Here is an 11,911-nt window from a genome sequence, read left to right as displayed (position 1 = left end):
GAGGGCCGGGTCCACCAGGACCCGGCCCTCCTTTTTGTACGTGCTCAGATTTTTTGTACGTGCTCAGATCACCGTCGATGTGCTCGGCGACGCGGGCTCGCTGCTCGTCGCCGGGCCGCTCGCCGAGTCCGAGGTGTCCGGGGACGACGGCGGCGCGTTCGACGACGGCGGATCCGGGTCCGGTTCCGTGGTCGTCGGCGGAGGCGTCGTCGGCGGCTTCGTCGTGGGCGGCTTCGTCGTCGGGGGCTTGGTCGTCGGAGGCTTCGTCGTGGGCGGCTTGGTGGTCGGCGGCTTGGTCGTCGTCGGCGGCTTCGTCGTCGTCGGGTCGTCCGACGGGGCCTCCGACGGCTTCCCGCTGTCGCTCGGGTCGTCCGACGGCTCACCGCTGTCGCTCGGCTCACCCGAAGTGCCGGGCACGCCCTGGTCGGTGTCCTCCGGGCGGCTCGTCGAGTCCTTCGCCGGCTTGTCGGCCGTCAGACCGTCGTCGTCGCGGTCCTCGCTCGCGGACTGCTCCGTCTTGACCTTGTCCGGCGGCGGATCGTCGTTGCCGGAGGTCGCACCCAGCGTCACGACCGTGCCGAGCACCGCGGCGAGGAGGGCTCCCGCGCCCGCCGCCACCAGGTTGCGCCGGGTGCCGCTGACGATGGACCGGCGGGTCGGCGCCGCTCCGGCCCCCGCGGACGGCGTGGCCCTACGGGTCACGAGCGTCTCGGGCTCCGGCGGCGGGGTGGGCAGCGCGAACGCCGCCGGGACGCCACCGGGGGGCGACGCCGACTCCTCGTAGCGCGCGTCGGGCACTTCCTCGCCCGCGGCCGTGCGCCCGCCGGGCAGCGCGCCGCCCGAGCGGTCGGCGACCAGCGCGAGGGCCCTGCGGCCCGCGATCATGCCGCGCTTGTCGGCGAGGGCACCGCGCAGGCCGATGGAAGCCTCGAGCTCGGCGCGAGCCCGGTCGAGATGTCCGCCGCAGAGCGCGAGGATGCCGAGCTCGTGGTGGAAGTACGCCTCCTCGGCGACCTCGCCCGCGGTGCGCGCGGCCTCCTGACCCGACCGCAGGGCACGCTCCCACGCTGCCCAGTTGAGCCCGCCGGCGAAGGCGGGCGCGACGGTGCGGGCGAGCAGCACGGCGGCGCTCTGCTCACCGCCGGCGGACGCGGCCCCCTGGCCCGAAGGACCGGTGGCTCCGGTGACCAGGACGCCGAGCGCGGCGAGCACGGCGTCCGCCTCGGCCGCGACCCGCTCGGGGCTGACCGAGGGGTGCCCGGCCCACCAGGCGTAGTGCTGGGCGGCGCTCTGCGCGCGCTCGGCCATGTCGTCGGCGTACCCGGAAGTCTCCAGCTGGGTGCGCACGCCGGCGGCGAGGCGGTAGTGCGCGCCGACCGGCGTGACGAGCGCGGTGGAGACCAGCTCGGCGAGGGCCGCGTCCGCGTGGGTGTCCCCCACCAGGGCCGGCAGATGCGCCTGATGCGGCAGCTCGCCGCCTAGCGCGACGGCGAACCGCAGGGTGGCGCGGGCGGACGGGCTCAGCCGGGAGGCGAGCAGGGCGGCGGGCGCCGCTCCGTCGGCGAGCGAGGGCAGCGGTACGTCGTCGCCCTCGGCGTCGAAGGGCGCGTCGACCGGGGCCGCACCCGGCCCTTCGTAATAGCCGTACTCGTCGAAGGCGTTGGGATCGGCGCGCAGCTGGTCGCGCTGGCGCAGCAGGGCGCCCGCCTGCACGAAGCGCAGCGGCAGGCCCTCGGACTCGAACCACAGGTCGCCCGCCCAGGCCGCCTCGTCGTCCGTCAGGACGCGGCCGACACCGCGCTCCAGGAGCTCGAGGCCGCCGCTGCGGCCGAGGCCGCCGAGGAAGACCTCTTCGAGGTGCGAGTCGGCGGACGGTGCCGCGACGTCGGGCGTCGCGGATATCAGGAAGGCGCACTCGGGCGTCGCGTCGAGCAGCTCCTCCAGGCCCGAGCCGCCGAACTCCAGGTCGTCCACGACGACGACCGCCCCGATCTCGTGGACGAGTTCGAGCAGCAGGGTGCGGTCGGGGCGGTGCAGCGGTGCGTTGTAGACCACTGCGAAGAGGTCCTGAAGCAGGTCGCCCGGGCTCTTTCGATAGCCGGAGAGCCGGACGACGCCGTCCGGTGCGAGGTCGGCGCAGTCCTCCGCGACGGCGTTCAGGAGCGCCGTGCGCCCCGAGCCCGCGGGACCGGTGAGCCGCACCGAGCGCCCGCGCGCGACCAGGCGTACGAGCCGCTCGCGCTCCTCCTGGCGTTCGAGGAGCGGCATCCGGGGCAGCGCAGGACCCGGCGGCACGGGCGGCACCGCGGCGCGGCGCAGCTCGGCCCGCTCGGCGGCGGAGCGCTTGACGGGTCGTGCGGGCCGCTCGCCCGGCGGGCAGGGTTCGATCTCGCTGCCGTCGACCGGGTTCACGGTGAGCAGGAAGTCGCCCGAGATGAGCTGGACGGTTCGGGCGAGCGCGGGCGCGGGCTGCCCGAAGTCGGGCGTCAGAGGATCGCGCGGCGGGCGCGATCGGCGCCCGGAATCGTCGTCGTTGATGCCGTCGTTGATGCCGTCATGGCCGTACTCTTCCGGTCCCCGGTTCATCGGGTCCATGGTCAAAGCCCCCCAGATGCGTGGTGTACACAGCCCCCTCCGGCCTTGTGCACACTGCGCTGTCGCTTCTGGTCCGGTGCCCCCGCTCGGGTTCTCACATCGGTGGCGACCGAACCCTAGACCTTCGCTCAGTATCTACGAACGGGCGGGGTACCGCCCCGTCCGAGACGTCACAGTCTCGTGAGGATTGTGCGCGAGATGCGTTTCCTACCGGATCGCCGGGGATCCCCGGCGATCACACACGGGGAAGCGATTCCACCCCGATGCCACCCTCGATGGCGAGGATCCGGTGCAGCCGGGTGGCCACCAGCAGACGCTGCATCTGGGGCGGTACATCGCGCAGCACGAGCCGGCGTCCGCACCGTCCCGCGCGCCGGTGTGCGCCCATGATCACGCCGAGTCCCGTGGCGTCCCACGAGTCGAGTTCGGACAGGTCGAGCACCAGGTCGCCGGCTCCGTCGTCGACGGCCGAGTGCAGGACCGTACGGGCGTCCGCCGCGCTGCGTACGTCGAGGCGTCCCCCGACGACCAGCTGGGCCTGGTCGCCCCTGATGTGCATATGCGCTCCCCGAGAGTGCTGGTTTTCCTGTGACGTCTGTTCCGTAAGGCGTCTGCGTATGTCACTGCAACTGACTGCCGCATGGACAAGGAAGTTGCCGTCTGTAAGCGAACCGATACCGAATTCACTCCGAGGGGTGACCCCGCAAGGGAGGAGGAGGCGTCAGTGCTTGTAGAACCCCTGCCCGCTCTTGCGTCCGATGTCACCGGCGTCAACCATCCGGCGCATCAGCTCGGGCGGTGCGAACTTCTCGTCCTGGGACTCCGTGTAGATGTTGCTGGTGGCGTGCAGCAGGATGTCGACGCCCGTCAGATCGGCGGTCGCGAGCGGTCCCATGGCGTGCCCGAAGCCGAGCTTGCAGGCGATGTCGATGTCCTCGGCGGTGGCGACCCCCGACTCGTACAGCTTGGCGGCCTCGACGACGAGAGCGGAGATCAGACGGGTCGTCACAAAGCCGGCCACGTCGCGGTTCACGACGATGCAGGTCTTGCCGACGGACTCGGCGAACTCGCGCGTACGGGCGAGGGTTTCGTCGCTGGTCTTGTAGCCGCGCACCAGCTCGCAGAGCTGCATCATCGGCACCGGCGAGAAGAAGTGCGCGCCGACGACCCGCTCCGGACGCTCCGTCACGGCCGCGATCTTCGTGATCGGGATGGCGGAGGTGTTGGAGGCGAGCACCGCGTCCTCGCGCACGATCTTGTCGAGCGTACGGAAGATCTCGTGCTTGACCTCGAGCTTCTCGAAGACGGCCTCGACGACGATGTCGGCGTCCGCGACCGCGTCCATGTCGGTGCTCGTCGTGATGCGCCCGAGCGCCGCATCGGCGTCCTCGGCGGCGAGCTTGCCCTTGCTCACGAACTTGTCGTACGACGCCTTGATCCCGTCGGTGCCACGTGTCAGGGCCTCATCGGTGACGTCGCGCAGAACGACGTCCCAGCCCGCCTGGGCGGAGACCTGTGCGATGCCGGACCCCATGAGTCCGGCTCCGATGACGGCGAGCTTCCGTGCCACTGTTCCGACTCCCCTACCGCTTATCACGCCTGGCTTACACGCTGTTTACGTCTGCCTGTTCGCCGGACATTAGCGGTCGTGAGCGCCCAGGTGGCGGCGAAGAGATGCGCGTCACGTCTCAGATGACGGACATCACACTGGTACGGCTCATTCGGCGCCCCGCACCGCGTAGTTGAGGACCTTTTCGCTCAGTAGGTCCTCCATCTCGTCGAGCAGTTCGAGGGCATCGCGGGACACCTCGGCGGGCTTGCGGCACTTGACCATCTCGTCGCCGATCCAGGCCATGAGCGTGCTGTGGACCCAGGAGAGCTGACCCGCGATCAGTCCGGGCATCGGGTCGCCATCGGCGGCCTCCGCCTCTTCGGCGAGGGTCGTCGTGAGGTGCGCGAGCGCCTGCTGCTGGATCTCCCAGAGCCGGGAGCGCAGCGGGTGGGCGTCGTGGATGACCTTCATGAAGTCGGCCCAGCCCGTGAAGAGGCCGATGGTGGGCGAGACGCTCTCCACGTCCGAGCGCAGCGCACGCAGCACGGCATGGGCGGCGGACTCCCCCGCGCGACGGGCGCGTACGTAGCCGGAGAGCCGGTCGACGACGGCCTCGCCGCGGTCGAGGAACAGGTCCTCCTTGGCGGGGAAGTAGTTGTAGACGGTGTTCACGGAGACGTCCGCGGCCTCCGCGACCTCCGCGACCGTCACGGTGACGAAGCCGTGCTCCAGGAACAGCCCCGTCGCGATGTCCGAGATCCGCTGCCTGGTCTGCCGCTTCTTGCGTTCCCTGAGCCCTTCAGCCATGAGTCCACCCTACGGCCCCCTGCTTGGGCAACTGAAAAATTGGGTCCATTGCAAAATTTAAGAGACTCTGTTTTTGTGGTCGCCATGGCAATCATCAGCACGGCTGGGCTCAGCCGGACCTTCCGCACCAAGCGCGGCCCAGTGGAGGCGGTGCGGGGCATCGACCTGACCGTCGCGCCCGGCGAGATCGTCGGCCTCCTCGGGCCGAACGGCGCGGGCAAGACAACGACGCTGCGCATGCTCACCACGCTCCTGCCGCCCACCGGCGGCGCCGCCACCGTCGCGGGCCTCGACCTGGCCGCCGATCCGGCGGGCGTCCGACGCAAGATCGGTTACGTCGCCCAGTCCGGCGGCGTCGACCTCAGCATCTCCGTACGCGAGGAACTGGTCACCCAGGGACGCCTCTACCGCCTGACGAAGCCTCAGGCTGCGGCCCGTGCCGAGGAGTTGGCGCACGACCTGGACCTGACCGAACTGCTCGACCGCAAGTGCGCCGCCCTCTCCGGCGGCCAGCGGCGGCGGCTCGACGTCGCCATGGGTCTGATGCACCGGCCCGAGGTGCTCTTCCTCGACGAGCCGACCACGGGGCTCGACCCGGGCAGCAGGGCCGACCTGTGGGCGCTGGTGCGACGCCTGCGCGACGAGCACGGCACCACCGTGGTGCTCACCACGCACTACCTCGACGAGGCGGACGCGCTCTCCGACCGCCTGGTCGTCATCGACAAGGGCCTCGTCGTCGCCGAGGGCACGCCGAGCGCGCTCAAGCTCCGGTACGGCGGCTCGATCGACGCCTCGCTCCAGGACACCTTCCTCGCCATCACGGGGCGCGACCTCACCTCCAAGGACACGGCGCCGGTCGCCGTCTGAACCCCAGGACCTCTTATGTCTGCGTTTCTCTCCGACACCGCCCTGATCTTCGGGCGTTATGCGCGCCAGACCCTGCGCTCCAAGTTCCAGATCCTCTTCGGCGTCCTGATGCCGCTGCTCTACCTGCTCTTCTTCGGCCCCCTCCTGACCGATCTGCCGCTCGGCTCGCGCGGCGACTCCTGGCAGGTGCTCGTGCCGGGGCTGCTGCTCCAGCTCGGCCTGTTCGGCGCCTCGTACAGCGGATTCGCGATCATCATCGAGAAGCAGTTCGGGGTGGTGGAGCGGATGCGGGTGACGCCGGTCAGCCGGCTCGCGCTGCTTCTCGGGCGGGTCCTTCGTGATGCCGCGCTCTTCGTCTTCCAGGCGGTGCTGCTCGTCGTCGCGTCGCTGGCGATGGGGCTGCGGGCACCGCTGGCCGGCATCCTCATCGGCTTCGCGTTCGTGGCGGTGCTCACCGTCGTCCTCGCGTCCCTCTCGTACGCGCTCGCGCTGCTCGTCTCCAAGCCGCACGAGTTCGGCCCCGTCATCAACGCGGTGAGCATGCCCTCGATGCTGCTCTCCGGCCTGATGCTGCCGATGGCTCTCGCGCCGGGCTGGCTGGACGTGCTCTCGCACTTCATGCCGTTCCGCTATCTCGTGGACGCGGTGCGGGCCGCCTATGTGGGCGACTACGCGAGTACGACGATGCTGTACGGCGTGCTGACGGCGGCCGCGCTCACCCTGGTGTCCGTGACGGTCGGCACACGTGTCTTCCGGACGGCGGGCGCGTAACTAGGCTGGCCCCATGGTCAATCTGACGCGCATCTACACCAGGACCGGCGACCAGGGCACGACGGCCCTCGGCGACATGAGCAGGACCGCCAAGACCGATCTGCGGATCGCGGCGTACGCCGACGCCAACGAGGCCAACGCCGCGATCGGCACGGCGATCGCGCTCGGCGGGCTCGCCGAGGAGGTCGTGAAGGTCCTGGTCCGGGTCCAGAACGACCTCTTCGACGTGGGCGCCGATCTGTCGACGCCGGTCGTGGAGGACCCCGAGTACCCGCCACTGCGCGTCGAGCAGTTCTACATCGACAAGCTGGAGGCGGACTGCGACCGCTTCAACGAGCAGCTGGAGAAGCTGCGCAGTTTCATCCTGCCGGGCGGCACGCCGGGTGCGACGCTGCTGCACCAGGCGTGCACGGTCGTGCGGCGGGCTGAGCGGTCTACCTGGGCGGCTTTCGAGGTGCATGGCGAGGTGATGAATCCGCTGACTGCCACGTATCTGAACCGGCTCTCCGACCTCCTTTTCATTCTGGCTCGTACGGCCAATAAGGAGGTTGGGGACGTGTTGTGGGTGCCCGGCGGTGAGCGCTAGGCGCTTCGCGTCGGTTCTTTGTCTGCGGGTGCCTCGTGGCTGGTCGCGCAGTTCCCCGCGCCCCTGCGGGGCGCTACCACCGGCGGCGCCTTCTTCGGGAACACCGTGTACGTCGCCGCGATGATCACGTTGATGCCGATCAGCCACAGCATCTTCTGCTGCCACATGCGCAGTGAGCCGATGTCCCCGTCGCCGTCCACGTACCAGACCGCGCCCTGGAGCAGGGCCATGGCGATCAGGCCCGCCAGGACCCAGCGGGCGGCGATCTTCCACTCGTCGATCGCGCGGGCCGTGCCATAGAGCTTGACGGGCGGCGGGCCGCCCGCGAAGCGGTGGGCGACGCGGACGTCGACCCACTTGATCGTGTAGTGGCCGAGCGCGATCGAGTAGCCGATGTAGACGGCCGCCAGGCCGTGCTTCCAGTCCGGCTCGGCGCCGTTCTTCAGGTCGATCGCGGTGACGACGAAGAGGACGACTTCGAGGATCGGCTCGCAGAGCAGTACGGCGATGCTCGCGCGCGGCATCTTCGCCCAGTACCGCAGGGCCAGGCCGGCGGCGAGCAGCAGCCAGAAGCCGACCTCGCAGATGATGATCAGGGTGACAATCACGGTTCGCTCCTCTCGGTCACCCTTCAAGGCTCCCTGCGGATCGGCCGCTGATCGTCGTCGCCAGTGACGAAGTTCGACTGCATCCTTCGATGTACCGAGCGGTTCCTCCCTCAGGATCAGGCGTCGGACCGGCGCTCCATGTTGGATGGGGGCATGGCCCTGTCCCTCGCCCGCCCGCACCGCGTCGACGTCACCATCTCGACGGTCAGTCTGCTCAGCGGGCTCGCCCTGTGGGCGCTCGGCCTTCACACCCAGCCGGACCGCGGGCTCGACGGGACCTGGGCGCTGATCCCGCTGGCCGTCCTGGCGTGCCTGGAGCTGGTGCGCCGCTCGGCTCCGCAGCTCGCCCTCAACGTCGGCACGCTCGCGCTCGTCGCCGACCAGTTCACCGAGGGCAATCTCGCCTCGATCATGATGTTCACGGACATCGTGTACGCGGCCGTCGTGTACGGCACACCGGCCGCCGCCCGGCGTATCCCGGTCACCACCGGCATGGTGACCGTGGCGGTCACGATCGGCTTCCTCGCGTGGTTCCAGAAACCGGAGGCCATCCTCATCGGCGTCGTCACCGGCGTGGTGTCCTTCGGCCCGGCGACCACGGGTGTGCTCGTACGCAATCATCGCGAGGCCGCCGAGGCGGCGCGACTGCGCGCCGAGCAGACCGCGCTGCTCGCCGAGATGGACCGCGTCCAGGCGATCACCGCCGAGCGCGCCCGGATGGCCCGCGAGCTGCACGACATGGTCGCCAACCATCTGTCGGCCATCGCCATCCACTCCACGGCCGCGCTCTCCCTCGACGACCCGCAGACGAGCAAGGACGCGCTCGCCGTCATCCGAGAGAACAGCGTCGAGGGCCTTGCCGAGATGCGCCGCCTGATCGGCATCCTGCGGGACTCCAGCGACGACCGGGAGCCGGCGGCCGCACCCACCCTGGACGGCCTCGGCTCCCTCATCGGCAACGCCCGTACCAATGGTCTGGACGTCACCCTCGACGACACCCGCGCCCCGGAGGACTCCAAGCTCCCCGCCCCGGTCGAGCTGGCCGCGTACCGCATCGTCCAGGAGTCCCTGACCAACGCCCTCAAGCACGCATCGCCGGGCCGGGTCGCCGTGGCCCTCGCCCAGGAACCCCGCGCACTCACGGTCCGCGTCACCAGCCCGTACGGCGATCCGTCGGGTCCCCGCGCCCCCGGCTCGGGAGCGGGCCTCGTCGGTATGCGCGAGCGCACCGAACTCCTCGGCGGCACCTTCGAGTCGGGCCCCGAGAGCAACCCCGACGGCAAAGTGTGGATCGTGTACGCGACGCTGCCCGTCGACCCCGCAGACAAGGAAGTGACCGAATGATCCGCGTGCTCGTCGCCGAGGACCAGTCCGCCGTACGCGCTGGACTCGTCCTGATCCTGCGCAGCGCACCCGACATAGAGGTGGTCGGCGAGGCGTCGGACGGCGAGGAGGCGGTGGCGCTGGCCCGTGAACTCCGGCCCGATCTGGTCCTCATGGACATCCAGATGCCGCGCCTCGACGGCGTGTCCGCGACCCGGCAGGTCGTCGCCGAAGGCCTCGCGGACGTGCTCGTCCTGACCACCTTCGACCTCGACGAGTACGTCTTCGGGGCGCTGCGCGCGGGCGCCTCCGGGTTCCTCCTGAAGAACACCGAGGCCAAGGACCTCCTGGAGGCGGTCCGTACGGTCGGCCGAGGCGAGGGCCTGATCGCGCCTGCCGTCACACGACGGCTGATCGCCGAGTTCGCCGCCCCGAAGAACATGAAGCCCGTACGCCGCGAGAACGGGCCCGATCCCGCCGTCCTCGACACCCTCACCCGCCGGGAGCGCGAGGTGCTCGCGTGCCTCGGCGAAGGCCTCTCGAACGCGGAGATCGCGGGCCGTCTGGACATGGCAGAGGCGACGGTGAAGACGCACGTCAGCCGGTTGCTCGGCAAGCTGGAGCTGCGCAGCAGGGTCCAAGCGGCCGTGCTCGCACAGGAGTTGGGCGTATAAGTCGCGAGATCGCGGTCCTGACCGACGCAATTCGGCCAATGGTTCAGACCTCTTGACCGCTGGTCCAGACCTTTCTATTCTCACCGCACTGCGGTGAGCACTCCCCCACGTGTTCCACGTGCTCACGGGCGGCGCAGGGTCCCATCCCTAACCCCCGTAACTCACCCGAGGAGCACACCGTGCGCTTCAGACACAGAGCCGTGGCAGGCCTCACCACCCTGCTGCTCCCGCTCGCCACCCTGGTCGCCCTCACGGGCCCCGCCGAGGCAGCACCCGAAGCCGCCCCGGCCGCCACCGCCACGTACGCCAAGACCCAGGACTGGGGCAGCGGCTTCGAGGGCAAGTGGACCGTCAAGAACACCGGCACCACCTCGATCAGCTCCTGGACCGTCGCGTGGGACTTCCCCTCCGACACCAAGGTGACGTCCGCCTGGGACGCCACCGTCACCAACTCCGGCACCCGCTGGACCGCCAAGAACCTCGGCTGGAACGGGACGCTCGCCCCCGGCGCCTCCGTCTCCTTCGGGTTCAACGGCTCGGGCCCCGGCTCACCCGCCAACTGCACGCTGAACGGCGGCAGTTGTGACGGCGGCAGCGTCCCCGGCGACAACCCGCCGAGCGCCCCCGGCACCCCCACGGCCTCCGACATCACCAACACGTCCGTGAAGCTCGCCTGGAGCGCGGCCACCGACGACAAGGGCGTCAAGAACTACGACGTGCTGCGCGACGGCGCCAAGGTGGCGACGGTGACCGGGACTTCGTACGCCGACAGCGGCCTGACCGCGGGCACCGACTACTCGTACACCGTCCAGGCCCGCGACACCGCGGACCAGACAGGACCGGCATCCGGCGCCGTCAAGGTGCACACCACGGGCGGCACCGACCCGGGCCCCGGCGGCAAGGTCAAGCTCGGCTACTTCGCGCAGTGGGGCGTCTACGGCCGCAACTACCACGTGAAGAACATCGACACCTCGGCGTCCGCCGCCAAGATCACGCACATCAACTACGCCTTCGGCAACGTCAGCGGCGGCAAGTGCGCCATCGGCGACGCCTACGCCGACTACGACAAGGCCTACACCGCCGACCAGTCCGTCGACGGTGTCGCCGACACCTGGGACCAGCCGCTGCGCGGCAACTTCAACCAGCTGCGCAAGCTCAAGGCCAAGCACCCGAACCTCAAGGTCCTGTGGTCCTTCGGCGGCTGGACCTGGTCCGGCGGCTTCGGCGAGGCGATGAAGAACCCCGCCGCCTTCGCCAAGTCCTGCCACGACCTGGTGGAGGACCCGCGCTGGGCCGACGTCTTCGACGGCATCGACCTGGACTGGGAGTACCCCAACGCCTGCGGCCTGACCTGCGACACCAGCGGTCCCGCATCGATGAAGAACATGATGCAGGCGTTCCGCACCGAGTTCGGCAAGGACGCCCTGGTCACCGCCGCGATCACCGCCGACGCCTCCAACGGCGGCAAGATCGACGCGGCCGATTACGGCGGCGCCGCGCAGTACGCCGACTGGTACAACGTGATGACGTACGACTTCTTCGGCGCGTGGGCGGCCAAGGGCCCGACGGCCCCGCACTCCCCCCTCACCTCCTACGCCGGCATCCCGCAGGACGGCTTCAACTCCGCCGCAGCGATCGCCAAGCTGAAGGCGAAGGGCGTCCCCGCCGCGAAGCTGCTTCTGGGCATCGGCTTCTACGGGCGTGGGTGGACCGGGGTCACGCAGAAGGAGCCCGGCGGCACGGCCACGGGGCCCGCCGCGGGCACGTATGAGCAGGGCATCGAGGACTACAAGGTGCTGAAGAATTCCTGCCCCTCGAACGGCACCGTCGCGGGTACCGCGTATGCCTACTGCGGCAGCAACTGGTGGTCGTACGACACCCCGGCGACGGTCAAGAGCAAGATGGCCTGGGCGAAGGGGCAGGGTCTTGGCGGTGCGTTCTTCTGGGAGTTCAGTGGGGACACCGCCGGCGGTGAGTTGGTGTCTGCCATTAATGACGGTTTGAAGTAGCAGCCGTCCCGCATAGACGAAGCCGGGGTAGACAAGAACGCCCCTTGTCTACCCCGGCTTCTCACGTCTTGAAGCTGCGGGCCGCCCGTGGCTGGTCGCGCAGTTCCCCGCGCCCCTTC

11 protein-coding genes are annotated in these 11,911 nt (G+C 70.0%); 6 read left to right on the top strand and 5 right to left on the bottom strand.

Features of this window, described 5'->3' with window-relative positions; genetic code table 11:
• Positions 1-63 precede the first annotated feature (63 nt).
• The 4 genes from AB0O76_RS09040 to AB0O76_RS09025 all read right to left on the bottom strand — a co-directional run bounded on the left by AB0O76_RS09040 (position 64) and on the right by AB0O76_RS09025 (position 4,954).
• Complete coding sequence (locus AB0O76_RS09040; RefSeq protein ID WP_365486939.1) at positions 64-2,595, bottom strand: ATP-binding protein; 2,532 nt, start codon at positions 2,593-2,595, stop codon at positions 64-66.
• Between the two features lie 235 nt (positions 2,596-2,830).
• The gene (locus AB0O76_RS09035) at positions 2,831-3,154 is read right to left on the bottom strand and encodes an STAS domain-containing protein (protein ID WP_016643271.1); all 324 of its coding nucleotides are present in this window, start codon (positions 3,152-3,154) and stop codon (positions 2,831-2,833) included.
• Positions 3,155-3,316: 162 nt separating this feature from the next.
• A complete protein-coding gene (locus tag AB0O76_RS09030; protein WP_365486937.1) occupies positions 3,317-4,165 on the bottom strand; it encodes a 3-hydroxyacyl-CoA dehydrogenase family protein in 849 nt (282 codons plus the stop codon).
• A gap of 147 nt (positions 4,166-4,312) precedes the next feature.
• Entirely contained in the window at positions 4,313-4,954 is a 642-nt protein-coding gene (locus AB0O76_RS09025) for a TetR/AcrR family transcriptional regulator (protein ID WP_365486935.1), read from the bottom strand.
• An 84-nt stretch (positions 4,955-5,038) separates the two neighbouring features.
• Between AB0O76_RS09025 and AB0O76_RS09020 the strand changes: the two genes are divergently transcribed.
• Genes AB0O76_RS09020 through AB0O76_RS09010 form a run of 3 tightly spaced genes read left to right on the top strand, consistent with a single transcriptional unit; the run spans position 5,039 to position 7,178 of the window.
• Positions 5,039-5,821, top strand: a complete 783-nt coding sequence (locus tag AB0O76_RS09020; RefSeq protein WP_365486933.1) for an ATP-binding cassette domain-containing protein — start codon at positions 5,039-5,041, stop codon at positions 5,819-5,821.
• Positions 5,822-5,836: 15 nt separating this feature from the next.
• Entirely contained in the window at positions 5,837-6,592 is a 756-nt protein-coding gene (locus AB0O76_RS09015) for an ABC transporter permease (RefSeq protein WP_365486931.1), read from the top strand.
• A gap of 13 nt (positions 6,593-6,605) precedes the next feature.
• On the top strand, positions 6,606-7,178 hold the full coding sequence (locus tag AB0O76_RS09010) for a cob(I)yrinic acid a,c-diamide adenosyltransferase (protein WP_365486930.1): 573 nt from the start codon (positions 6,606-6,608) through the stop codon (positions 7,176-7,178).
• Here AB0O76_RS09010 and AB0O76_RS09005 read toward each other — a convergent pair.
• Entirely contained in the window at positions 7,175-7,786 is a 612-nt protein-coding gene (locus tag AB0O76_RS09005) for a hypothetical protein (RefSeq protein ID WP_365486928.1), read from the bottom strand. The two genes, AB0O76_RS09010 and AB0O76_RS09005, sit on opposite strands and share 4 nt — an antisense overlap.
• A 153-nt stretch (positions 7,787-7,939) precedes the next feature.
• Between AB0O76_RS09005 and AB0O76_RS09000 the strand changes: the two genes are divergently transcribed.
• The 3 genes from AB0O76_RS09000 (at position 7,940) to AB0O76_RS08990 (ending at position 11,792) form a co-directional block, all read left to right on the top strand.
• Positions 7,940-9,130, top strand: coding sequence for a histidine kinase (locus AB0O76_RS09000; protein WP_365486926.1), 1,191 nt, complete (start codon positions 7,940-7,942; stop codon positions 9,128-9,130).
• Positions 9,127-9,783: a response regulator transcription factor gene (locus AB0O76_RS08995; RefSeq protein WP_365486924.1), complete on the top strand. Its 657-nt coding sequence runs from the start codon at positions 9,127-9,129 to the stop codon at positions 9,781-9,783. The genes AB0O76_RS09000 and AB0O76_RS08995 overlap by 4 nt, the downstream gene beginning before the upstream one ends.
• 179 nt (positions 9,784-9,962) lie before the next feature.
• The gene (locus AB0O76_RS08990) at positions 9,963-11,792 is read left to right on the top strand and encodes a glycoside hydrolase family 18 chitinase (protein WP_365486922.1); all 1,830 of its coding nucleotides are present in this window, start codon (positions 9,963-9,965) and stop codon (positions 11,790-11,792) included.
• Positions 11,793-11,911: the final 119 nt, after the last annotated feature.

Origin of the sequence: Streptomyces sp. NPDC086554, from assembly GCF_040686095.1 — a bacterium.
Lineage (GTDB): Bacteria > Actinomycetota > Actinomycetes > Streptomycetales > Streptomycetaceae > Streptomyces.
Note: the sequence above shows the minus strand (reverse complement) of the source record. Positions and strands in the feature narration are given on the sequence as shown.